This is a genomic window from Dyadobacter subterraneus, from assembly GCF_015221875.1.
Lineage (GTDB): Bacteria > Bacteroidota > Bacteroidia > Cytophagales > Spirosomataceae > Dyadobacter > Dyadobacter subterraneus.
The window spans coordinates 23,189-48,896 of record NZ_JACYGY010000001.1; the positions used below are offsets into that span (position 1 = coordinate 23,189).

The following is a 25,708-nucleotide window of genomic DNA, read 5'->3' on the forward strand; positions in this document are numbered from 1 at the left end:
ATGATTCGTTCATTTTTATACAGTTATGTCTGTCAAAATTCAAAAGATTTATTCTTTTGAAAATAATTATAATCTATTAACTTAATAGATTAAGTATTCTATTGTTTTTATCAGGAATTAGACATTACTTTGTAATATAAAATTTAATTTCGGGATCGAAAATTAAATCACCTGAAACGGATTGGCTTGTATGAGTACTCGTTTTTTGACAGTTCCGGGATTGGCGGGTTCCGGGCCGCAACATTGGCAAACCATTTGGGAAGTTCAGCAGCCTGATATTTTCAGCAGGATTGAGCAAAATAACTGGGACTGGCCAAATCGTGAAGACTGGGTTGAAAGATTGCAGGAGCATATCAGCAAATTAACTTCCCCGACAGTTTTGATAGCACATAGTCTGGGATGCATAACGGTAGCACATTGGGCTGCAAAATATTCGTCACCATGGATTGAAGGCGCTTTACTGGTTGCTCCGGCAGATGCGGAGTTGTCGAAAAGATTGAATTTTGTGGAAGGATTTGTTCCAATTCCTTTTTCACCATTACCGTTTAAAAGCATCGTTGTGGCAAGTACCAATGACATTTATGCATCGATAAAACGTTCGCAGTTTTTTGCAAATGCATGGGGAAGTGAATTTATAAATCTTGGAAAAAAAGGACATATCAACGCCGTTTCAAAACTGGAAGACTGGCCTGAGGGAAAGGAAATCCTGAAACAACTGGTACGTTCCGAATTTGTCGGTATCAAATAGAAATTAAGAATAACATCAAGTAGTAATTGGGCTAGTACAGTGTATCGGGCGCGATTTCCGCGCCTGATTACCTTTCCCGAAATTCATTCAGATATTTAAACAAATCTTTAATCCATAATAAAAAAACGATGAAAAAAATCTTTGTGTTCGCATTGGTAGGTCTATGGGTAAATGCCGCTGCGATTGCAGGTGGCCCGGCTAAGTCAAAAGCTGCTGACAAAACTTTGAGTATTGATACCAAAGCCAGTAAAGTGGTATGGGTTGGTAAAAAAGTTACAGGAGAACATACTGGTAATGTGCCGATTAGCAGCGGAACATTGATTTTGGATAAGGATAAACTGAAAGGCGGAAGTTTTGTTTTAGACACAAAATCACTGACAGTTACGGATTTGACCGACAACGATTCTAACGGAAAATTAACCGGACATTTGAAAGGAGCGGACTTTTTTGCAGTCGACAAATATCCAACATCAAAACTTGATATCACTTCGGTTACAGCCAAAGGTGCGAACGTATATGATGTTACAGGAAAGCTGACAATCAAAGGAATTACAAGCGATATTACATTTCCTGCAACAGTAAAAGCAGATGGAAAAAGCGCATCAGCAACAGCGAAAATTACTATCGACCGTACAAAATATGACATCAAATTCCGCTCAACCAATTTCTTCGAAAACCTGGGCGACAAAGCAATTTCAAATGATTTCGTTCTTGATGTAAATCTGATAGCTAAATAGCTTTTAGCTCGAACTGAGTTTATTGAAACTACCCGTTGATTGAGTTCGGCGGGTAGTTTTTTTGTTTAAAATCAACTGAAAAAATAATATTCTCAATAAGTCCAATCGTCTTAAAAGCCATCCTAACTGCTAAAAGCTAATAGCCAACAGCTCCCATCCAAGTAGGAGCGCGCGCTTTCATTCTTTCCTAAGAAATTCGTCATCATAAACTATCCCTAATGAGAAATTTTACAAAAGGCTTATTTCCTGCGATTTTGATTATGTCTATGCAGGCTCATGCACAAACAAAAAATGAACTTCCGGATTGGGCTTTCGGTGGGTTTGTGAGGCCGGCAAATGTCAATCCGGTGATTTCGCCTGATACCACTACGCGCTTTCTGGATCCTATGACGAAAAAAATGGTTGCCTGGGAATCGAACGATACATTCAATCCGGCAGCAACGATTAAGGATGGTAAAATTGTGGTTATCTACCGTGCTGAGGATAAATTGGGACGAGAAATCGGGATGAGGACTTCCCGTTTGGGTTATGCAGAAAGTACCGACGGAATTACTTTTAAAAGAAAAAAGACTCCCGTTTTTTATCCGGGAGATGATAATCAAAAAGCGATGGAATGGCCGGGAGGTTGTGAAGATCCACGCGTTGCAGTAACCGAAGACGGTACTTATGTTTTAATTTATACCCAATGGAATCGTGATAAAGCCAGACTTGGAATAGCGACCTCAAAAGACCTGGTAAAATGGCAAAAACATGGTCCTGCTTTTGTAAAAGCGTACAATGGCAAATTCAATAATATCTGGTCAAAGTCTGGTTCTATTGTTACAAAACTGGTAAATGACAAACAGGTTATTGCCAAAATAAACGGGAAATACTGGCTTTATTTTGGTGAGGCAAATGTCAATGTCGCCACTTCCACGGATTTGATAAACTGGACACCTTTGGTAGACGATAAGGAAAATCTGATCAATCTGATTTCTCCGAGAAAAGGATTTTTTGATAGTAATCTTACGGAATGTGGCCCGCCTGCTATCGTTACGGACAAAGGAATTGTTTTGTTATACAATGGAAAAAATGATAAGGGCGCAGATGGAGATTTGAGATTTACACCAAATAGCTATTGCGCAGGGCAGGTTTTGTTTGATAAAAATGATCCTTCCAAGTTAATCAGCCGCATGGATGTTCCTTTTTTCAGACCAATGGAGCCGTTTGAAAAAAGCGGACAATATGTGGCGGGAACTGTATTTATTGAAGGCATGGTTTACTTTAAGAAAAAGTGGCTTTTGTATTACGGCTGCGCCGATTCAAGAGTTGGTGTTGCAGTTTTTGATCCAAAAATGAAAAGTCCGGGAGATCCGATCCCGAATAAATAACAGTTTATTTTTATAACGGGAAAACGCTTCTAACATTCAGCAGTTCAGACTCATTGTTCTGAAAACTGTGTGTTAGAAGCGTTTTTGATTTATTAATTAATATTATTTCTTTCTATAAATCAATCCAAGGCGATTTTGGTGGCGTATATGATAAAAAATCAACAAACTAAATCGTACTTATGAAAACGCTTAAACTAAAATTTGCAGGATTATTAGCAGTCGCTTTATTATCAACATTTGGCGCATTTGCTCAAAAAGAAAAAACAGTAATGGTTGGAGGAGCAGCAATGTATCCTTCTAAAAACATTATTGAAAATGCCGTTAACTCGAAAGATCATACTACGCTTGTTGCAGCTGTAAAAGCGGCAGGTTTGGTGGAAACATTATCAGGCACTGGCCCGTTCACCGTTTTTGCTCCGGTAAATTCAGCATTCGACGCTTTGCCAAAAGGTACTGTTGACAACCTGTTGAAACCTGAAAACAAAGACATGCTTACCTCGATCCTGACTTACCACGTAATACCTGGAAAAGTAGATTCGAAAGCTGTGGCCATGATGATCAAAGATGGCGGTGGAAAAGCTATGGCAAAAACGGTTCAGGGTGAAGAATTGACTTTCACTATGAAAGGAAAAAATCTGATGATTACAGACTCAAAAGGTAATATGGCAAAAGTTACAACGGCTGATGTGTACCAGTCAAATGGAGTAATCCATGTAATTGACAAAGTTTTGATGCCTTAAAATCGTGTTGTTGAAAAGTGAAGTTGGTAGTGGTTGTTCAGTCCTTTCTTTTTCCGTTTGAATTGGAAAAATGAAAGGGCTGATTTTTTAAAAGATCAGCATAATCAGGAAATAATAGAAATTATTATGCGCATCTGAAAGTAATTTTAGATGCGTTTTTCTTTTCTTAGAGATTCAAAAACTCAATTTCCATGCGGACGTTATTCTTAATTCTCATAAGTTTTACTGTTTTTTATAAACCGGCAAATGCACAAAATGACGTTTTTCTCTTTTCCTATTTTGTGGATAACGGAGAGGATGGTTTACATTTTGCATACAGTCGGGATGGATTGAAATGGCAACCTCTTAAAAATGAAAAGTCATTTTTAAGACCCACCGTTGGAAAGGATAAACTGATGCGGGATCCTTGTATAATCAAAGGCCCGGACGGAATTTTTCATATGGTTTTTACAACCGGCTGGCATGATAAGATTATCGGTTATGCATTTTCCGCAGATTTAATTCATTGGTCAGAACAAAAGGCAATTCCGGTTATGGATCATGAGCCAACGGCTAAAAACAGCTGGGCTCCAGAAGTTTTTTATGATGATGAACAGAAGAACTATATCATATATTGGGCAACAACAATCCCCGGAAGACATAGTAACGTTGCGGATTCAGAAAGTGAAAAAGGTTTAAATCATAGAATTTACGCCGTCACGACACCAGATTTTAAAACTTTCAGCAAAACAAAACTTTTTTATAATCCGGATTTTACTGTGATCGATGCTACAATTTCAAAGAAAAATGGATTGTATTATATGTTTGTAAAAAACGAAAATCCGAAACCGGCAGAAAAGAATATTCGGGTGGTAAGTTCAAAACATGCGGCAGGACCATATCCTGTAAAAACGTCACCACCAATTACAGGAAATTACTGGGCGGAAGGTCCAACAGCAATTAATATAAAAGATTACACCTACGTATATTTCGATAAGTACCGCGACCACACATATGGCGCTGTCAGGTCGAAGGATATGAAGAACTGGGAAGATGTTTCTGATCAGGTAAGTTTTCCGTCGGGAATTCGTCATGGAACGATTTTTACCGTTAGCGAGCCGATTTTTAATGGTTTGGAAAAGAGTAATAAATGAAATTTTTCTGACTATATATTAATTTTATATGTTTTCAAGTTAAATAGGTATCTGAAGGCAAAAATTAAACCTTTCCGTTAAAGTGTTGTCAGATATATCGTAAACTAAAATAAATCTAACTGTATGAAAAGGATAGTGAAAGTGACAAAATCCATCGCGATGATGGTTGTGGCGGGTACTTTAATGCTTGCCTGTAGTCAGGCACTTCAAACGAGTTATGACTATGACTCGTCCGTAAATCTTAAACAATTCAAAACTTTCAATGTAGCGCCTGAGCGTAATAATGAGCAAGATCCATTGTTGGGCAGTGATTTGAACAAGAGACGATTAAGAGATGCTGTGATTGAAGTAATGCAGTCGAAAGGCTATAAACTGGATCAGAATCCGGAAATTGTAGTTCGTTTTATGACGGATGTTAAGGAGCGTCAGCAGGTACGTTCTAACAACTCGTATTCACCTTATATGTGGTGGTATGGTGGCGGAAATAATATTTCGACCTACAACTATCAGGAAAGTCGTTTTATCCTGAATATTTATCAGAAAAATAATGAAAAAATGATCTGGCAGGGTTGGGCTTCCGGAAAAGTGAAACCGCCTACAAAAAAGGATGATCGTGAAACGATGGTGAAAAACACGATGGCTGATATTTTGAGAACATTTCCACAGGCAACTCTGGATACTTATAGTTCAAAATAAAAGCTTTTGAATAAATGAAAAATGGGAGATGGCGATTCGCTGTCTCCCATTTTTTATTTAATGGTGTGGATATTTATTACGGTGCGCTGCACCTTTTGGGAAGTCCGGGGTTATCGGGTTTCTTCAAGTATTTTGCCGCTCTGCGGCTTTGCTGTCTCCCATTTGTTCATTTAATGGTGTGGATTTTTATTGCGGTGCGCTGCACCTTTTGGGAAGTCCGGGGTTATCGAGTTTCTACAAGTATTTTGCCGCTCTGCGGCTTTGCTGTCTCCCATTTGTTCATTTAATGGTGTGGATTTTTATTGCGGTGCGCTGCACCTTTTTGGCAGTCCGGGGTTATCGGTTTCTACCAAGTATTTTGCCGCTCTGCGGCTTTGTTGTCTCCCATTTGTTTATTTAATGGTGTGGATTTTTATTGCGGTGCGCTGCACCTTTTTGGCAGTCCGGGGTTATTGAGTTTCTACAAGTATTTTGCCGCTCTGCGGCTTTGTTGTCTCCCATTTTTTATTTAATGGTGTGGATTTTTATTGCGGTGCGCTGCACCTTATTTGCAGTCCGAGGTATCGTTCGCTACAAATATTGCGCTGCTTCACTGCTTGGACTTATTTAATTTTTCTTTGCAACGGTCTTTGACGCCACCTGCAAAGCTTCCCCATTCCGGAATTCTTCAGATGCTTTTTTGATGATCTGATCTCCTTCGTGTAAATCACCAAAAACCTCAATCAGAGAATCTACAACCGTTCCCGGTTTCACGGTTACCCATTCAGCTTTGCTATCCTTATCGCGAATTACGAAAACCTGCTCGCTTGAACTTACAACAGCGGTTCTTGGCACAAATAAAGTTTTACCGGTACGTTCAGTATTCAATTGAACCTGCGCATACATTCCTGCTTTCAATTCCCGGCCGCTGTTATTAAAGTCAAATTCTGTGATCATCGAGCGATTTGCTTCGGATAAACTTCTTGAACTTCTGGCAAAATTTGCTGTATATTTTTTTTCCGGACTCGCAGTTACAGTAAAAGTTACTGAGCCTTTGTCGGGTATTGCGCTGGTTAAGTTTTCAGGAATGGATAGTGTCAAACGTAATTTTGTATTGTCTTCGAGAACAAAAAGAGGTTTTGAACCGCTTTCTCCCGGTCCAACCAAAGCGCCCGGACTTATATTTCTTTCTGTAATTATTCCATCGAAAGGAGCAGAAACGATCAGATATTTTGCCAGTTCAGATTTTGAATTAACAAAGGAACGAGCCGCCTGAACATTTCCGCTTGCCACAGCTACGGCAGAACTATCCGTCAAAACTCTTGAATGTGCTACATCCATTTCATTTATAGACACGGCGCCTTTTGTTTTATTCGTACGCAAAATACGATTATAGGTATTTCCGCTGATCTGATATTTACTAGTGATTTCACTTAGATTTGCTTCGGCTGCAATCAATTGTGCTTTTGCCTGATTCAATTCTGATAGTACTTCCGGAGCTTCAAGAATTGCCAAAACCTGTCCTTTTCTTACCATCGAACCACGATCAACCTGAACTGTTTTTACAAATCCTTTCACTTTTGGATGGATGTTTACTTTGTTCCATGGCAGTAATTCACCAGGCAAAGCCATTTTCTTGGAGGGCTGTAAACTTTGTACAGATGCCATTTCTGTGGCTTGTACTTCCGCTGGTTTTTCTTCCGATTTTTTCTCGGATTCAGCCTCAGAACCGCAGGAAACAAGCGTTGCTGAAACAATAAAAAGTATGATAATTGATTTGATGGTATTCATGGAAATGGATGGTTGAAGGTTTTTACGGAAGAAATTACTTTCAGGATCTTCTGGATCCAGGGAAACGGAATGAACGCTTGCTTTTCTTTGTACCAAAGTGAAGACAGCCGGAAGTATCAAAAGCGATGCTAATGTCGATGCGATCAAACCTCCGATTACCGCCTGACCAAGTGGTGCAATCTGATCTCCGCCTTCTCCCAAACCGGAAGCCATCGGAATCATACCGGCAATCATCGCAATACTGGTCATCAAAATCGGACGGATCCGGCTGCCGGCTGCTAGCGTTACTGCCTTTCCCGCATCACCAATTTCAAGTCTTAGATTTTCAGCGTTGGTTACCATCAAAATAGCATTCGCCACGGATACCCCGACGGACATGATCAGACCCATATAAGATTGAAGATTTAAAGTCGCGCCGGTAATTAACAGCAATCCAATTGAACCAACAACCACCGCAGGAATTGTAGAAAGTACAACCAGCGAAAGTTTGAACGACTGATAGGTTGCAGCCAAAAGCAGGAACATGATAATTACGGCAATCATCAAACCGGTTTGCAAACTTGATAAAGTATCGGTCAATAAATTTGACTGACCTTTCAATTCCACAATAACCCCACGTGGCGGTTCACCTGCATCTTTGATGGCTTTGGTTACAGCTTTTGTTGCGGTACCCAAATCAATTTTTTGAAGATTCGCTGTGATCGTTACCAGGCGGTTTGGACCGGCACGGTCATATTCACCCGGTGTTGTTTTTTCTGAAAAAGTGGCAACATCAGCCAATAACGGATTACTCGCTCCGCTTTTCAATGGGATTGTTCCAATATCCTGCACAGAAGTCATTTGATATTCCGGAATCTGTACCTGAACCTGATAGGCTAATCCTTTTGCATCATCAAGCCATAAGTTTTTATCTGTAAAACGGCTGGAAGAAGTTGCCGCAACCATGGATCTGGCAACCTGCGTTGAAGTAATTCCTAATTGTCCTGCTCTTTCACGATCAATTGTTACATCCAAAATCGGATATTCCAGCGGTTGTGCAATCTGAACATCACGGAGGAAAACAATATGATTCATTTCAGCCTGGATTTTCTTGGCAAATTTTCCTGCTTCCTTCACGTCTTTTGCCGCTACACTTACTTCAATCGGGGTTGAAGAACCCTGGCTCATGATTTTATCAACCAGCTCAATCGGTTCAAATGAAATTTGCAGTTTTGGAAGTTCTTTTCCAATTCTTTCACGCAAACGTTCTTTCAAAGCATCCATTTTTACCGGAAAATCTTCATGTAAAGAAACCTGCAAAACGGCTTCATGCGGACCGCTGTTGAAAACGAAAATGTTGGAAGTACCATAACTGGAAGGAACAGTTCCGACATAAGCAGAGGAAATTTCAACATGCTCTTTTCCAACTTCGGATTTGATCAGATCAAGTACTTTCAAAGTCGCTTCTTCGGTACGTTCCACACGCGTTCCGTCTGCAATCCGCAGACGCATCTGGAATTGGTGACTGTTTCCATGCGGTAAAATATCGGTTCCAATCAAAATAAATCCGCCAACAATCAAAAGCACTGCTCCGATTAAATAAACCGGAACAACCAGTTTCCCTTTTGACATAATTCCAGTCAAAGCATTAAGATATCTCAACTTGAATCTTTCAAAACCTTTTGGTGGTAAAGACGGATGCGCTCCTTCTTCAATTACATCATGAACTTCCTGGTGGTCAAGCGCCAGTGTTGGTGCTTCGTGTTTTGGATGATCTTTCAAAAGCCAGTTTGCCAAAACCGGAACCAATGTTTGGGAAAGTAAAAACGATGCGATCATGGCAAAACCTACGGCCAATGAAAGTGGCAAGAACATTCCTCTTGGTATACCGCTCATGACAAAAGAAGGTGCAAATACTGCAAGAATCGCAAGTAAAATCAGGAATTCAGGAAATGCAATTTCCTTACAGGCATCCCAGATCGCCTGTTCCTTGGGTTTTCCCATTTCCTGATGCTGGTGAATATTTTCAATCGTCACCGTTGCCTGATCAACCAAAACCCCAATCGCGAGCGCAAGTCCGCTCAATGTCATAATGTTGATTGTCTGACCAAACAGATTCATCAGAATCACGGCAGAAAGAATGGAAATCGGAATGGTTACAACCACGATAATTACACTTCGCCAGTCTCTGAGGAAGAGTAAAACCATTAAACCGGTTAGCAATGCACCCAGAATACCTTCCGTAATCAAACTTTTCAAAGAGTTTGTAACGTAAACTGACTGGTCAAATTCGTATGAAATTTTCACATCTTCCGGTACCGCATTTCTCAATTGAGGCAAGGCAGCCCGGATATTATTTACAACATCCAAAGTGGAAGCATCCGATTTTTTTACCACCGGAATATAAACGGCACGACGGCCATTGATCAAGGCATAACTTACTGTAACATCGGCACCGTCTTCAACCATTCCAACATCTCTGACGAAAACGGTCGGTCCGGCTCCAATGCGAATGGGGATATTCAGAAAATCTTCCGGTTTTTTGATCAGAGAGTTAACGGGCGTCATTAGCGTGCGGTCGCCCATACGAATATTTCCTGCCGGCGAAGGCTGGTTATTGATGACAATCGATTTAATGATTTCTTCCGGTGTCATGTGGTAACTTCTGATTTTTTCAGGATCAACACGGATCACGATAGTACGCTGGTTACCTCCAAATGGCGGTGGACTGGAAACACCCGGAATTCTGGAAAACATCGGACGCACGCGTGAAGAAGCAAAATCCTGGATTTCATTCAGCGATCTCGACTTACTTTCAAAAACCATTTGTCCGATTGGAACCGAGCTCGCATCAAAACGAACCACCTGTGGTGGTACGGTACCCTCAGGCATATACGCTTTGGCCCGCGACACATTATTGGCAACCTCGGCAGCCGCCTGCGCCATATCCGTTCCGGGATAAAAAGAAAGTTTGATGAGTGAAAGTCCCTGGATCGTTTTTACATCCACATCCCGGATACCCGAAACGTACAGAAAGTGATCCTGATAGCGGGTGGCGATGAAACCATCCATCTGGTCGGGCGCCATACCACCGTAAGGCTGCACAACATAAATGGTTGGCAAATCCAGGTTTGGGAAAATATCCACAGGAATGGTCCTGATGGATAAAATGGAGAAAAACAGGATGCCGATGACAACCACCACGATGGAAATGGGTTGTCGTAAGGCGGTTCGAATGAGTTGATACATAACTATTGATCTTAAAGAAAAGGAGTAATTAGTTTAACTGGTTCAGGAATAGCGATAAATCTCCGGAAGCCGCTGCTTTCATAAGCAATGCCCGCCAGACATTTCCATTGGTAATGAAGCGGTCAACTTCTGCGCGATTTAATGTTGTTACACTTTGCGCCAATGTAAACAAATCCGTAAGTCCGCTTTCATATCTGGCTTCCGCCTGGTTAAATGCAGTATGCGCTGCATCTAACTGAATCGGTGTAAGTTTTGCCTGTTCCAGAGATAATTCAAGCTGCATCTGCGCTTCTCTCGATTGTCTGTCGAGCTGAATTTTCTGTGTATTGAATATTTCTTTAAAGCGTTCAACCTGAAATTGTTCCGCTCTGTAATCATTTTTAACTTTAAGAATACTCGTTAAATTCCAACGGGTTGAAATACCAAACAGATAATTGTAAACCTGATAACTAACACCACTGCTAAAATCTGTCCGGTAAGCATTGTCTGTATTGGAAACGCCAGAACCTCTTCCCCAGCCAGCAGCTGTTAAAGAAATAGAGGGAAGAAACGATTTTCTAACCGCCTGACTGCGGGCATAGGATGCGTCAATTTGTGATTGTGAAAAAAGCAGGGATGGATTTTTTAGAAAAGTACTTTCTGTATTTACTGTTACCGGCAATTGAGAATAAAACCGCATGGTATCAACCTGAATGCTGTCTTCCAGATGTCCGCTTAATTCTGAAAGTCGAAGTCGCTGTACTTTTTCAGCTCTTCTGCTTTCCAGCAGTAATAATTTTGCTTTCGCATACTCAGCGCCGGCCAGAGAACTGTCAACGCCCGGACGCATGCCGGATTCTACGGCTGCATCGGTAACTTGTTTAAAAACCAGCGCTCTTTCCAGATTTTGACGTTGTGCTTCAACCAGTTTCTGATTGATAAGCAAAACCAGATATGCATCTACAATTCTTACCTGATGCTGAAAAAGTTCGTTTTCGTAATCAGCCTGTGAGCGATTGATATCGGCTTGTGCAGCTTTTACATTTGCATTCACTTTACCAAAATTGAAAACTTTCCAGTCAACCATGGCCGTTGTAAAACTACCAAAAGCACCTTTGTAGATATTCTCGGTCCGAATCCCGCCCGAAGGAGACAATGCGCTTCCTTCATTTGGTAAAAAAGCACCGTTCACACTATTACCCGTGGAAAAGGTATATTGATCCTGGACAATAAAGGAAGGCAGGTAGTCCGTTTTAACAGATTTAACACGACTTTCGGCGCTTTTAATTTCTGCTTGTTTTGCTTTAAGAAACGGGTAGTTTTGCTTGCCCTCTTCCAGAACCTGTTGTAACGTAACTTTTTGAGCAACAGCCTTAAAAGTGATTGCTGAACATAAATTAAGAAGCAAAAACAGATAAATCCTTCGCGGGAATTTTTGCTTTTGTCCCTCTTCGGGAAAATTTGCCCCCCAAAATGGGATTTTTTGAAGAATTTGATAGAACATGGAAATATACTATAATGGGTGTCAGGAAATTTTAAACGAAGCTAAAAGCCAATTTGGGAAACATTTGGGAATTCAGGAGAAAAGTCTACTAATCTTATAGAATAAAATTATTTCCTAAATATTTCCAACATCCGGATATAGTTTTGCCCGATAATAACTACATTCTTAAATGAAAATATTAGTTGTCGAAGACGAGAAAGGGTTGGCGGAAAGCATTGTGGATTATCTGACAAAAGAAGGATTCATTTGCGAGGTTGCTAATACATTCTGGCAGGCCGACGAAAAGGTCAGCCTATATCAATATGATTGTACCATTGTTGATCTCACATTGCCAGATGGTGAAGGTTTTGGTATTATTCAAACTTTAAAAAAAATAGCAGCCACGACCGGTATCATTATTATATCCGCAAGAAATACTTTGGAGGATAAGATAAAGGGGCTGGAAATCGGTTCTGACGATTATATGACCAAACCTTTTCATCTTTCCGAATTGAATGCCCGTGTAAAATCATTGATACGTCGCCGGAATTTTGGAGGAAATAATGATATGGCATGGCGGGAAATCCGGGTCCAGTTACAGGCACGAAAAGTTTTTGTTGGAGAAAAGGAAACACTTTTGTCCAGAAAGGAATATGATCTATTGTTATATTTTCTTTCCAATATCGATGTTGCACTTACCAAAGAATCCATCGCGGAACATCTTTGGGGGGATCACATGGATTCAGCGGATTCTCTGGATATGGTTTATTCGCATATTAAAAATCTTCGCCGTAAAATTCTGGAAAAGGGCGGAAAAGATTATATTCAGTCTATCTATGGTATTGGCTATAAATTCGCAGCTTCTTGAAACTCCTGGAAAAAACAAGCCGCATTTATCTGATGGTTTCGCTGGTCATTTATCTGGCCGTCGGAATTGCGTTTTACTGGATCATTAAATATATGATTTATGACGAAGTGGAAACGCGTTTGAAAGTTGAGATGCAGGATTTCGAATCGTTTATCCGCTCACATGATACCTGGAACAACAATTCCTATTTTGTTGAAAATAAAATTGAAGTGATGCCAGTCACCGGCGAGTATAGTCATACCGTCATTTTCAAAGATACTTTAATTCAGAACCGCTACGATGAGGGGATTTCACCTTTTCGCCAACTGACATTTTATACAATAATAGGAGGCGTTCCACACCGTGTTGCGATCAGGAAATCAATGATCGAATCCTATAAACTGATTGAGGCAATCTCTGCGGCGATGGTTACTTTTTTGGGATTGCTCATGATCAGTATGTTCCTGTTTCAACGGCGACTTTCCGGTAAATTATGGAAACCATTTTATGATACGCTGACCAGAATCAAGGAATTTGATTTAACAAAAAAAGAAAAATTACAGCTTCCCCAAAGTGAAGTAACCGAATTTAGCGAGCTGGATGATGTGTTGAAAAAGATGGCTGACAAGATGCAGCATGATTATACAAGCCTGAAAGAATTTACTGAAAATGCTTCCCACGAGATCCAGACTCCGCTTGCACTGATCAATGCCAGAGTTGAGCAATTTATTCAATCCAAAGATTTGAGTGAAAATCATACGTATTGGATCGAAGAAATTTATCATGCTTCGAGACGAATGTCGAGGTTAAACCAGGGATTATTACTTTTAGCTAAAATAGAAAATCAGCAGTTTACAGATACCGAAGATCTGGATCTGGTTGATTTATTGAAAAGTAAACTTTCAGATTTTGAAGATATTTTGACCCACAAGCAAATTGAGGTGAAAATGGATTTGCGAAGTCGTTTTGATATCAATATGTCGCCGTCGCTTGCTGATATTTTACTTAATAATATTTTGAGTAATGCCATCCGCCATAATTATTTGAATGGCCAGCTTTTTCTTGAATCGGATGAAAACTATTTAAAGATCAGCAATACAGGTAGTGAACTGAGTACAGATCCGGAAAGGCTATTTGAGCGATTTAAAAAAGAATCATCCGGAGCAGAATCAGTAGGACTTGGGCTGGCGATTGTAAAGCAGATCTGTGATAATTATTGGTTGGAAATTGAATATACTTATCACGAAACGATTCACTCGATTATTATTCGGCAGGAGATGAAGGAGCTAGCTGGGTAGTGCTTGCAAGCTCAGACAACTGAAATTTCCTCCATTCGAATTTTGATATATTCTATCGGATCAGGTTCGTCGATAGGATAATTTTCTGCTTCATAGTTATTAACTAAAAGTACGAGTAAGTTCAGTTCTTTCGCTTCAATACTTCCTTTTGGTGAATCGAATAACTGGTCAATTCTTGCTATGGCGTAATCGTATTCTTCTTTCGTTTTGATTGGTTTAACTATCATAGTTGTGTGTGTTTTTTAGTGAATGTTACGCAAGCTCTTTCTTCTCGTTATCCTTCTTTACGCCTTTTTTTTGCAAGAGTTTTTGTCTTTAATATCCTGCATAACTTTCCGAAAGTCAATAAGCACTTGTTCTGCCTAAAGCTCTGACTTTGTTGATAAATCTAGATTCTAAGGTTCTTTTATGAGTTCCATATTTTAGGAAAGAAGATGGATTCAATTTTATTACCAAAATATAAATAAATTCAATCTATAAAGAGAAGTTGCCATATTGACAACTTCTCTTCTCTATACTAGCTCAATTAATTATTATTTCCCAATCGCCTTAATCACAGCCTTCTCCAAACTCTGATTATTTGGAAATTCCTGAGGTAACCAGCGTTCGACGATTTTCCCGGAAGCGTTAATTACTACAAACGGATAACGAATATCCACTGCATAATTTTGTCTTAAAGATTCTGCACTGTCTTCCGAAGCCCACAAATGTTTTACGCCGGCTCTGTCCTGTGCGTAAGTTTTCCAGCTTCCAAACGGCATGCCTGAAATAAGCGTTACATAAGCAAAAGTTACCTTATCGCCGTATTTCGCTTCCATTGCTTTCAGACTCGGTTCGTGTGCGCCAATGTTGAATTGAAAAACCATCACCGTTGGTTTACCTTCCAGATTTCTCAAAGTTACAGCTGAACTATCGCTGTCCAACAATGTGAAATCTGGTGCATTTGAGCCCGGAGTAAGTTTTGCTTTTGTTTCCAAAAGTTTGGTGAAATAATCTGTGTACTCCGATTTTGGATATTTCGCTTTGTAATCTGTTAGTAAAGTCTGGCTGGTTTCAATGGTTGGAATGGCCGTTGCAGCATAGTTCAACCAATAAGTCTGAAGATATTCTTCCTGTTTTGGATGTCCTGCTAATTTGGTCTTACTGAAATTATAAACATCTGTTACAGCTTGCGGACTAAGTTCATAACGTGTAGCAGAATCCAAAGGAAATTTCCGGGTTGTTGGAATAAGTATCCAGTTTCTAAGCTCTTCGCGGTATGATTGGCTCAGCAAGGCTTCATCCGGTAATATTTTAAAGTTTGACAAAGTTAAATCTTCCAATTCTTTCTGCTGTGCCGGATCCAGTTTTTTCGCTCTGTTTCTACGCATGATTTTTTCCTGAAGCAATCTGTGTATAAGGAAAGGTTCAGTAGTTGTCGTTGCGTTAACATAGGCTTCGAAAGCGGGTGACGGCGGATTTGAAGTTTTAAATGTGGCATAAGCAGTTTGTCTTACTTTCTGCAAGCTATCGCTTTGCTGCGCTACACTTTTATTATCAATCTGAGATGGTTTGTAACCAAAAAACGGCAAATACTGATACTGGTTTTCAAGAAAATAAGTTTTCAGAAAATTCTGATAAGCAGCATTTTTTCCTGTAAAGGTAACGTCGGCATTTCCTGCAAAACTTGCTGTAAGATCATCGCCCGGCTGAATAAATAACATCCAGGTTTTATTTACACCACCTCCGCTATATTGAAGTCGCATAATTTTCGGTTCGCTTAATGCAGTACTCACGCGTTCCGAGTTTTTCTCTTTAAAATTGACCATGGCCAGTGGTTCCAGTCTTGTGTCAGCCAGCCCTATTCCCAGGTTGGGGTGAAAATGTACATCTTCCAAAACAAGAGAAACAATGCCTTCATCGGGCTTGGTGGCAGTTAATGTGATGGTCGAGGTCTTTTGCGCAAAAGATAACAGACTGGAAAGAAGAAAAATAAGTGTGGTAATTTTTTTCATGAATGCAGAGATTGGTTTTGTTGTTCGTTTGTATAATAAGGAATTTATAATCAAATGATTATAATGACTTCGCTGTTAAAGGAAATTGAAATAACTGTGCCAATATCGGATTTCTTTTCTTCAAAACGGCCGATGTCTTTGTGATCATTCCATTTTTCATCTCGTAGAGCTATCTTTGACAGTGATTCAGGAATTCCTGAACACAAAGAAATTTTGCTTTTTCCGGCACCAGACCATGATGAACCGCCTGACCTTACTTGATTTTAATACCCTGCGTGATGATTTTGAAGGAGAACTTTACTTCGATGATTCAACGCTGCATACTGCTCAAAGGAAAATATATGCAACCGATGCTTCTGTTTATCAGGAACTGCCGCTTGCCGTTGCACTACCTAAAACGGTTGAGGATATTCGCAGACTTATTAAGTTTGCCAATAATCAAAAAGTAACGCTTATTCCGAGAGCAGCCGGAACTTCGCTTGCCGGACAGGTGGTTGGAAAGGGTATCGTTGTTGATATTTCAAAGCATTTTGGAGCGATTCTTGAAGTTAATGCGGAGGAAAAATGGGTGAGAGTTCAGCCTGGTGTGATCCGTGATGATTTGAATAAACATCTGGCACCTTATGGTTTACTATTCGGGCCGGAAACTTCTACTGCCAGTCGTGCTATGATCGGTGGAATGATCGGAAATAATTCCTGTGGTTTGCATTCGATAAGCTGGGGAACTACGCGGGATCATTTGCTGGAAGTAAAAGCTTTACTATCGGATGGTTCAGAAACGGTTTTTAATAATTCCGTTGTCGGTGATTATACCAAAAAACTATCGGCAAATACCTCAGGAAAGCGCGAACAGGCGATTTATGCCGGTATGTGGGGGATTTTGTCAAATCCGGTTGATCAGGAATTAATCAAAAAACAATTTGCAAAACCAACAGTAACGCGCCGGAATTCCGGTTATGCGCTGGATGCGCTGGTTAATAATTTCGAAAAAAATCAGATCAATTTATGTAATCTGATCGCTGGTTCTGAGGGGACATTATGTTTTGTGACGGAAGCGAAAATTGCCTTGGTAGACGTCCCGCCGGCTTCGGTTGGTGTTGTTTGTGTTCATGCTAGTACCCTGGCGGAATCGCTGCACGCGAACCGTGTTGCGATGAAATACAATCCAAAAGCCTCAGAATTGGTGGACCGATATATCATGGATTTCACCAAAGGCCATCATATCTATTCCAAAAACAGATTTTTCCTTGAAGGCGATCCGGCAGCTTTGCTGATGGTTGAATTTTGGGGAAATACAGATGAGGAAGTGAAAAAGCAGGCTGAAATTTTGATAGCCGATTTGCTTTCAGAAGGTTTGGGTTATGCTTATCCCGTTTTATTTGGTGATGACGCGACGAAAGCCTGGGATATCAGAAAAGCTGGTTTGGGGTTGATCAGAAATCTACCAGGTGATACACAGCCCGTAAATCTAATTGAAGACTGCGCCGTTGCCGTTGAAGACCTGCCGGATTATATCGAAGATCTTGAAAAACTGATTGCCAGTCACGGTTTGCACGCTTCCTATTACGCCCATGCTGGCGCCGGGGAATTGCATGTTGAGCCGATGATTAATCTTAAAACGAGTGAAGGGAAACAGAAATTCAGACAAGTTTTAGCGGATACGGCTGTTCTTGTCAAAAAATATAACGGTGCACTTTCCGGGGAGCATGGAGATGGTCGGCTTCGCGGAGAATTCATTCCATTTATGATGGGTGAGGAAGTTTATGAAATCTTTCGTCAGGTAAAGCGCATCTGGGATCCGAATGGCATTTTTAATGCAAACAAGATCGTCGATACGCCACCGATGAACGAATTCTTGCGGTATGAACAAGATAAACCGCAGCCTCAAATTGCTACAACTTTTGACTTTTCAAAACAGGAAGGAATGCTCCGCCTGGCTGAAAAATGCAGCGGATCTGGTGATTGCCGGAAAACAGAATTAACCGGCGGAACGATGTGTCCAAGTTATATGGCCACAAGAAAAGAACGTGATACAACCCGGGCGAGAGCTAATATTTTAAGACAATATCTAACGCCAGGAGGAGAAACCGTCGAAACCAGAACTTCTCAGGAAATGGTAAAAGAGATTCTGGATCTTTGTTTGTCGTGCAAAGGCTGTAAATCTGAATGTCCTTCCAGCGTTGATGTTGGAAAAATGAAAGCTGAATTTACGCAGCAGTATTATGAAACGCACGCCATTCCATTGCGAACAAATCTTATCGCCAATTTTGCCAAGCAAATGAAACTGGCTTCCATCGCGCCATGGGCTTTTAACGCTGTTTTTGGAACACCAGCTTTAAGAAAAGTCGCGAATAAAATAGTCGGTTTTCATCCGGAACGTTCTATGCCTTTGCTTTCAAGTACTACTTTAAAACATTGGTGGGAAAAGAAAAAATCGAAAAGTAAGAATACTGAGACTCATTCCAGGGTTTATCTTTTTTGTGATGAGTTTACCAATTATAACGATGTTGAAATTGGTAAAAAAGCGGTAATGCTTTTGGAAAAGCTGGGATATGAAGTGATCATTCCTGAACATGCAGAATCGGGCAGATCTTATTTGTCAAAAGGATTGGTTAAGGAAGCGCAAAAACATGCGATTCGTAATATTGAGCTACTGAAAGATATTATCTCGCAAAAAACGCCATTAATCGGAATTGAGCCTTCGGCGATTTTATCTTTCCGGGATGAATATATTGATCTGGTTCCGGAGCATCTGAAAATAGATGCACAGAATATTGCCACTCATGCACTACTTTTTGAAGAGTTTATTTCAAGAGAAATTGATGCAAAAAGAATTACAAAAGCTTCTTTTGGTAAAGAACAACGACTAATTAAACTTCATGGCCACTGTCATCAAAAAGCTTTGTCGTCACTTTCAACTTCAAAGATCGCATTGTCTTTGCCCGAAAATTATAAAGTCCAGCTTATTCCATCAGGTTGCTGCGGAATGGCCGGATCTTTTGGATATGAAGAAGAGCATTATGATGTTTCAATGCAGATTGGCGAGCTGGTGCTGTTTCCAACGGTACGTCAGCAACCGGATGAGGTTATTATAGCCGCACCCGGGACCAGTTGCAGACATCAGATTAAAGATGGGACCGGACGTAAGGCAAAACATCCGATCGAAATATTATGGGAAGCACTGAATTGATTATTCAGTGCCTCTAACGCTTTTCATAATAGTATCCGGATGAACTTCCATGGTTGTGTCTGATGCCGAGGTATCCATAGGCATTGTTTCGTGTTGAGAAGGCGTGTCCGATTTTCCGAAATTTTCATCGTGGTTTAAAAATCCTCCCCAAAAGGCAATTGCCATCAATATTACACCGGCAACTAACACCCATAGCCAAACTTTTTTAGTATTTTTTGTAGCTCTCGCTTCCTGATCTGTTTCTTTCCTGTCCATGATAGTAGTGATTTGGTTTGGTTCTTGCGCTACCATTTTTGTACCAAATCAAAATCTTACCATTAAATAAGGTTTAGGTTAAATTGTGTTGAAAAAATTACCCTAAATCATGTCTTAACGAACAAATAATATACTAAAAGCGTTGGTTTTCTGTTTAGCTTCGTGAATTCGCACGAAATGAAGATCTATGTTTTTTCATAAACAGACTCCTTAAACTATGAAGTTCTATTCATTCATCACAGCCATGATTTTATCCTTCCTGATTTTAAACAGTCAGGAAAGCAAAGCGCAGGATACTAAAAACTTTTTTTCCGTTACAGGAGGATATAGTCTCCCTGTCGGGCAGCTTGCCAGAGAGAAACTAAATGACCCATTAGCTGGTTTGGCCGGCTCCGGGCATTATGGACAGGTTAATTATGACCACAGAATCTGGCGCTGGTTTGGCTTGCGGTTATCCGGAAGTTTAAATGTAAACAAGACAAATTCCGATCCGATCATTGAAAAAGCTAATTCTTATGTTCAGGCTATCGGTAGGAATTATACCTGGCAGAGTGATGTTTCGGAGTGGAAAATGGGAGCGGCTCTATTTGGCCCCGCTATTTATTTAAATATGAACAGAGTGCAAATTGAGGCGCACGTTCAGGGGGGAATAGTCAGGGCAAGCACGCCATCCGTTTATTTAAAAGGCCAAGGACTGACAGCCGATGGGAATATAGATCCTACGGCAACAAAAGTAGATGTGAGTTTAAATCACACCATAGTTAAGCCCATTGGATTTGGGGCAGGTGCCAGTATTCGTTTACCGTTGTTCAAGGCATTGTTTTTCCAAGTAAGCGGTGATGTCATTGGTGCCAAAGCAGAGGTTAAAGATCTCGCAATTGTAGCAAACGTTGGTGGAAATCCTTATTCTGACCGGTTAAACGAAAAAAGATTTATTGGTGTCGTAAATGTTGGAGCCGGCCTGGGTTTGGCATTTTAACCATTTATCAATAAGTTAAATATTGTTTAAAAAGAAAAACAGGATGTTAGCTTTTATGCTGCATCCTGTTTTTTTGTATTACCAGTCGAAAATTATTATTTAAACTTATTTAGCAAACCAAAGTTTGAGTTTCATATCATTTTTGCCACCTTGTTTTGTAAGAGCAGATGAGAAATTTTCATAGTTCAAAGATTCTTCTGAACCTGGATAAGGAAGGCGGGTTGGAAGAATATTCTGGTTTGTGTTCAGTGTTGGTGTTTTAAGTGCAGGTATTCCTGTACGGCGATATTCTGTCCATGCTTCCAGACCTTGTCCGTAAAGTGCAATCCACTTTTGTTCCATAATCTGCGTGAAACCGTCAGCTCCGGCTTTCAAAGCATTTGCTGCGATATAATCCGTTGGTGCGGCCAATTTGTATTGTGCGAATGACGCCGTAATAGCTGCTGCATAATTTGTGGCAGCATCACCAGCGATGGTTACTCCTTTATAAGCAAATTCAGCTTTAAGGAAAAGTAATTCTGCATAAGTCATGATTACACCTGGTGCAGTTGCAGCTACAAAGTAGCTTCCAACTTTTGATGTTTTAGTAAGTCCAAGTGCATTCGCATCCGAAGAAGACAAGCCATTTGGAACACCTTTGTAAGTTCCTCCATCTGCCGGCAAGTTTGCATAAATTGGCAAACGAGCATCATTTAGAGCAATTAAACGATCCACCAATGTAGCACTTACACGGTGGTCATCACGCGTTTTACGGTTAACATTAACAGGATTCTGGTTGTTTGTTGCATCCAGATAGTTAAGCTGAATATTGTCGGCAACAGAGGCCATTACAGGATATTTAGCAGGATCAGATAGAATTCTGGAAATTTCCGTTTTCACGTTAATCGGAGCATCCGCTTTGTCGATCATCCTGCTCAATAATTTTAAGCTTAATGAATTAGCGAATTTTTTCCATTTCAACATATCTCCGTTAAAAAGAATATCTCCTCCAACTGGCATCGATGTATTAGCCACGTTAATTGATTCGCCAGCGGTTTTCAGCTCAGCTATCAATCCTGCATAAACGTCTTTTTGAGAATCATAAGTCGGAAGAAGTGTTCCTTCCAATCCCTGAAGTGCTGCTTTGTATGGAATGTCCCCATAAATGTCAGTCAGTAAAGAGAATACCCATGAACGTAAAATAACGGCAACAGCCTGGTAATTTGTGTTTCCTGATTCTACACCAAGTTTGTAAATACGGGTATAATCCGCAAGAGATTCGATGTACAATCCTGACCATCCGGCAGTATAAACATCACTGGAAACTGTGTACTGATCAATATCTGTGTATTGAATACGTGCCCAATGCTGAGAAAATCCTTCTCCGATATCCATCCCAAGTGAACCACCTGACTGGATATCAACAGCACTTTGTATACCGTGCGGCATAAAAAGGTCGGCTGTGCCGGATGCTGCGCTGTTTGGGTTTGTGTTAAGTTTATCAAAATCTCCTGTACATGCGGATACGCACAGAAGGGTTGCTGCCAATATTAATTTTGAGCGGAATGAATGTATTATGCCTTTCATAAAAAATCAGTTAAGAATTACTTATAGATTGAAACTGATGTTGAAACCAATTGATCTTGTTGTTGGAATCTGACCGTTTTCTATACCTTGTAAATTACCGTCGTTGTAATAACTTGTTTCCGGATCGATGTGTGGAAGATTGCTGTGCAAAAGAGCAAGGTTTCTGCCTACAACCGAAACTGCGATGTCACGGAAAGGAAGTTTTTTCATCACTTTACCAGAGATCATATACGTGAATTTTACTTCACGAAGTTTTACATAACTCGCATCAAAAATCGTGTTTTCGTTGTTTGTAAGCAGGTAATATTTGTGGTGATATTCTTCTGAGGAAAGATTTTTTGTGTTTGCCACATAAACCGGATTGTCAGTAGTTCCTGTATTTACAACACCTTGTCCAACCACACCATTTTCACGACCCAAGGTAGTTTCTGCTAAAACTCCTGTATAACGACCAACATTGATCGATTGAGAGAAAATATCTCCACCGTGTTTCACGTCAATCAAAGTACTAAGAGAGAAGTTTTTGTATTTGAATGTGTTAGAGAAACCACCGATCCAGTCAGGAGTAAAGTTTCCTAAAACGCGGCTAACAGGATCAAGCATTGGATATCCTTGTGCGTCATATACAACTTGTCCGTCCGGAGCACGCAAAAATCCTTTTCCGAAGAATGTTCCATAAGGCTGACCAACACGGGCTTCAACTGATAATCCACGGAAACTGCTTGTAGAAGTTGCCTGAGTTAGCGGGTTGTAGCTTGTGTTCAACTGGTAAGTAGTAAGACCGTTTGCAAGTGAAACAACTTTGTTTTTGTTACGAGCCCAATTCAAACCAATATCCCATTGGAATGCACCTGCCTTTACCGGAGTAACTGTCAATTGAAGTTCGAAACCTTTGTTCTCAATTTTACCTGCATTCAAAAGTTTTGACAAATAACCTGTTGCATTAGAAACGTTTACGTCAAGAATCTGGTCAGATGAAGTTTTCTTGTAATAAGTAAGATCCAAGCCAACACGATTTTGCCAAAATCTCAGGTCAGCGCCTACTTCGTATGAAGAAGTAATTTCAGGCTTCAATTCAGCATTTAGCAACGCGTTGTTTTCTGATAAACTTGGCGTGCTTCCCCAAGGATTTTCGTATTTGTAAGTACTTGCCAAACGGTAAGGATCAGTGTCATTACCAACTTGTGCAACACCAGCTCTGATTTTAGCAAAAGATAAAACGGATGATTTGATGTCAAACATGTCAGAAATAATCGCGCTCACAGCAGCAGAAGGATAGAAATAAGATCTGTTGTTGCTAGGCAAAGAACTTGACCAGTCATTACGTGCGGTAAGGTCAACGAACAAATAGTTGCGGAAACCTAAGTTGGCCGAAGCGTATAAACTGTTTACTGTTTTTTCAATAAATGAGTTTTCTACAACCGGACGCTGGCGTGAATTACCCATGTTCCAAACTCTTGGTATGGCTAATTCAGTTGCGCCCATATAATTTCTTTGAGCAAAGTTTGAGCGGTGGTTGCCTCCAATGTTGGCAGTAACATCAAACTGACCAAATTTATGCGTAGCATTCAACAAGAAGTCGGAGTTTGATTCACGAACAAAAATCTGCTCTTCGTTGTAAGCATCGTACAATGAAGTAGTTCCCAATTTAGCCTGACGAGCAGCAGTTTTTGTTTTGCGACGATCTTCATAAAAGTCAGTTCCTGAACGTCCTGTCAAAGTCAGCCAGTCTGTCAATTTGTAAGTTGCAACGATATTGCCATACATACGGTCACGCTGATTAGCACGTGTACTATTATTTACCAGATAGTAAGGGTTGGTCCAGTAGTTGTCATTCCAGTTGTTCTGATAGATACTGCCTGGTTTTGTGTAGTTCTTCAAAGAATTCATGTCAACCTGGCGACCGAACCAGATAAAATATAAACCGAAATTGTTACGGTTATCGCTGCCGTCTTTTACGTAATTAACAGTTGCTCTTACGTTTAATTTAGGAGTAAGATTCCAGCCAGCATTTAGAGAAACAGTCTGACGTTTGTAATCTGTATTTGGTAAAATACCATCTTGTTTCAAATTAGTGAATGACAAACGGAAATCCGCTTTTTCATTTCCACCTGTGATACCAACGTTGTTTGTATATGTTTTTCCTGTTTGGTAAAACTGATCAACGTTATCAGGATGAGCAATCCATGGCGTTGCTGTTCTAACACCGTCGGCTCCGATAGGAGAGTCAAATTGAGGTAATAATCTTCCATCAAGTTTTGGTCCCCAGCTTTCATCCACACCGTCATTTACGCCGCCACCTTGTCCGTCTTTATAGGAGAAAAGACCTTTTGCTCCTTGTCCATATTCATTTTGCCAGCTTGGCTGACGAAAAACAGATTCAAAAGAAGTATTGGTATTGAAAGAAACACCGATTCCTTTTGAGCCTTTTCCACTTTTACTTGTAATCAAAACTACACCATTTGCGCCGCGTGATCCGTAAAGAGCCGCAGCACTTGGACCTTTCAAAACACTGATCGATTCAACATCATCCGGGTTGATAGAAGCCGCAGCATTTCCATAATCCACACCTGTTCCAGAACCGAAATTGCTGTTGTCGATAGGAACACCATCCACTACGAAAAGCGGCTGGTTATTACTTCCGATCGAACTAGCTCCACGGATGATCATACGCGAGGATGCTCCCGGAGCTCCGTTAGAATTGGTAACCTGTACACCCGCCAATCTTCCTGAAAGTGAATTGATAAGGTTGGTTTCACGTGCCTGAGTCAGGTTTTTTCCGCTAACTTCCTGTACTGCATAACCCAGCGCTTTTTTCTCACGGGCAATACCAAGTGCTGTTACAACCACCTCATTAAATTGTGTGGCGTCTTCGTCGAGGGTAATATTAAGATTTGTCTGACTACCAACGGGAATTTCAAGAGATTTGAAACCAATGAAAGAGACAACAAGTATAGCATTAGCCTCCGCGGTAATTGTAAATTCTCCGTCAGAATTGGTTGTACTTCCGCGATTAGTTCCTTTAACAAGAACACTCGCTCCGGGTAATGAGCCACCGTCTCCTTTGGACGTCACTTTGCCTTTAATGGCCAGTTCTTGTCCGTACCCAGCCAGGCTCAGCACAAGAAGAAAGGACATGAATCCAGTTGTAAAAAGTTTTCTCATCATAAAATAGTTAAGTTGATAATAGTAATATTTAAATAAGACAGGAGTGAAAGATTAAAATTGATATTAAAATAAAATTAAGATTAAACCGAAAAAGCTGAGAATTACTGAATATTGAGATTCCATTTTCAAATAATTGAACTATAAAATTAGAAACTACATGATTTTTAATTTATGAATTAATAAATTTTAATTCAGAATATTATTCTATAAAAGTAAAAAATTTAAAAATTAAAACTCGTTAAAAATGATAAAAAGAGAATATTAATGATATAATTTCTTAATTATTGGTATATAATTTTAATAATTCTTTAAATAATATAAAATTTAAGGTCATTTCGAATTTAATTGCATTATATAAAGTTTGTAAATTTTGGTTACTATCGAAGGGAGTTTCTGATAAGTACTATGGAGAAGGATATTGCTTGAAGTCAATACCGGAAATTTCAGTTTTATAATTTTCGTCATGGCTAACGACGTTTATCTTTTTTAATAGAAAAAGATAGGAGCAGAGGACTCTGGCTTGCTTT

At 40.1% G+C, this 25,708-nt stretch carries 17 protein-coding genes; 10 read left to right on the forward strand and 7 right to left on the reverse strand.

Going from position 1 to position 25,708, the window contains the following annotated elements:
* Positions 1 to 190 precede the first annotated feature (190 nt).
* From IEE83_RS00105 to IEE83_RS00130, 6 genes are all read left to right on the forward strand, one after another.
* Positions 191 to 748, forward strand: coding sequence for an RBBP9/YdeN family alpha/beta hydrolase (locus tag IEE83_RS00105; RefSeq protein WP_194118615.1), 558 nt, complete (start codon positions 191 to 193; stop codon positions 746 to 748).
* A gap of 128 nt (positions 749 to 876) precedes the next feature.
* Positions 877 to 1,485 carry a YceI family protein gene (locus tag IEE83_RS00110; protein WP_194118617.1) on the forward strand — a complete coding sequence of 203 codons (609 nt, stop codon included), beginning with the start codon at positions 877 to 879 and terminating at the stop codon, positions 1,483 to 1,485.
* 218 nt (positions 1,486 to 1,703) lie between these two features.
* Positions 1,704 to 2,855, forward strand: coding sequence for a beta-1,2-mannosidase (locus IEE83_RS00115; RefSeq protein ID WP_194118619.1), 1,152 nt, complete (start codon positions 1,704 to 1,706; stop codon positions 2,853 to 2,855).
* Between the two features lie 179 nt (positions 2,856 to 3,034).
* Positions 3,035 to 3,595: a fasciclin domain-containing protein gene (locus IEE83_RS00120; RefSeq protein WP_194118621.1), complete on the forward strand. Its 561-nt coding sequence runs from the start codon at positions 3,035 to 3,037 to the stop codon at positions 3,593 to 3,595.
* A gap of 191 nt (positions 3,596 to 3,786) precedes the next feature.
* Entirely contained in the window at positions 3,787 to 4,728 is a 942-nt protein-coding gene (locus tag IEE83_RS00125) for a glycoside hydrolase family 43 protein (protein WP_194118622.1), read from the forward strand.
* Positions 4,729 to 4,851: 123 nt separating this feature from the next.
* A complete protein-coding gene (locus IEE83_RS00130) occupies positions 4,852 to 5,424 on the forward strand; it encodes a DUF4136 domain-containing protein (protein WP_194118623.1) in 573 nt (190 codons plus the stop codon).
* 606 nt (positions 5,425 to 6,030) lie between these two features.
* On the opposite strand, the gene IEE83_RS00135 is transcribed toward IEE83_RS00130, so the two are convergent.
* The gene (locus tag IEE83_RS00135) at positions 6,031 to 10,422 is read right to left on the reverse strand and encodes an efflux RND transporter permease subunit (protein ID WP_194118624.1); all 4,392 of its coding nucleotides are present in this window, start codon (positions 10,420 to 10,422) and stop codon (positions 6,031 to 6,033) included.
* A 28-nt stretch (positions 10,423 to 10,450) separates the two neighbouring features.
* Entirely contained in the window at positions 10,451 to 11,905 is a 1,455-nt protein-coding gene (locus tag IEE83_RS00140) for a TolC family protein (protein ID WP_194118625.1), read from the reverse strand.
* Between the two features lie 169 nt (positions 11,906 to 12,074).
* Between IEE83_RS00140 and IEE83_RS00145 the strand changes: the two genes are divergently transcribed.
* Entirely contained in the window at positions 12,075 to 12,752 is a 678-nt protein-coding gene (locus IEE83_RS00145) for a response regulator transcription factor (protein WP_194118626.1), read from the forward strand.
* Entirely contained in the window at positions 12,749 to 14,029 is a 1,281-nt protein-coding gene (locus tag IEE83_RS00150; RefSeq protein WP_194118627.1) for a sensor histidine kinase, read from the forward strand. The genes IEE83_RS00145 and IEE83_RS00150 overlap by 4 nt, the downstream gene beginning before the upstream one ends.
* An 11-nt stretch (positions 14,030 to 14,040) precedes the next feature.
* On the opposite strand, the gene IEE83_RS00155 is transcribed toward IEE83_RS00150, so the two are convergent.
* Both IEE83_RS00155 and IEE83_RS00160 read right to left on the reverse strand, forming a co-directional pair.
* The gene (locus IEE83_RS00155; protein WP_194118628.1) at positions 14,041 to 14,256 is read right to left on the reverse strand and encodes a transcriptional regulator; all 216 of its coding nucleotides are present in this window, start codon (positions 14,254 to 14,256) and stop codon (positions 14,041 to 14,043) included.
* A 306-nt stretch (positions 14,257 to 14,562) separates the two neighbouring features.
* Positions 14,563 to 16,023, reverse strand: a complete 1,461-nt coding sequence (locus tag IEE83_RS00160; protein ID WP_194118629.1) for a TlpA family protein disulfide reductase — start codon at positions 16,021 to 16,023, stop codon at positions 14,563 to 14,565.
* A gap of 238 nt (positions 16,024 to 16,261) precedes the next feature.
* Here IEE83_RS00160 and IEE83_RS00165 point away from each other — a divergent pair, with 238 nt between their 5' ends.
* A complete protein-coding gene (locus tag IEE83_RS00165; RefSeq protein ID WP_194123235.1) occupies positions 16,262 to 19,213 on the forward strand; it encodes an FAD-binding and (Fe-S)-binding domain-containing protein in 2,952 nt (983 codons plus the stop codon).
* Here IEE83_RS00165 and IEE83_RS00170 read toward each other — a convergent pair whose 3' ends face one another.
* Complete coding sequence (locus IEE83_RS00170; protein ID WP_194118630.1) at positions 19,214 to 19,468, reverse strand: hypothetical protein; 255 nt, start codon at positions 19,466 to 19,468, stop codon at positions 19,214 to 19,216.
* Positions 19,469 to 19,685: 217 nt separating this feature from the next.
* On the opposite strand from IEE83_RS00170, the gene IEE83_RS00175 reads away from it, so the two are divergent.
* Positions 19,686 to 20,447 (forward strand): hypothetical protein, encoded by a 762-nt coding sequence (locus tag IEE83_RS00175; protein WP_194118631.1) that lies wholly within the window; start codon positions 19,686 to 19,688, stop codon positions 20,445 to 20,447.
* Between the two features lie 105 nt (positions 20,448 to 20,552).
* Here the strand turns inward: IEE83_RS00175 and IEE83_RS00180 are convergent, their stop codons facing one another.
* Entirely contained in the window at positions 20,553 to 22,013 is a 1,461-nt protein-coding gene (locus tag IEE83_RS00180) for a SusD/RagB family nutrient-binding outer membrane lipoprotein (protein ID WP_194118632.1), read from the reverse strand.
* Between the two features lie 21 nt (positions 22,014 to 22,034).
* A complete protein-coding gene (locus tag IEE83_RS00185) occupies positions 22,035 to 25,181 on the reverse strand; it encodes a SusC/RagA family TonB-linked outer membrane protein (RefSeq protein WP_228101613.1) in 3,147 nt (1,048 codons plus the stop codon).
* Positions 25,182 to 25,708: the final 527 nt, after the last annotated feature.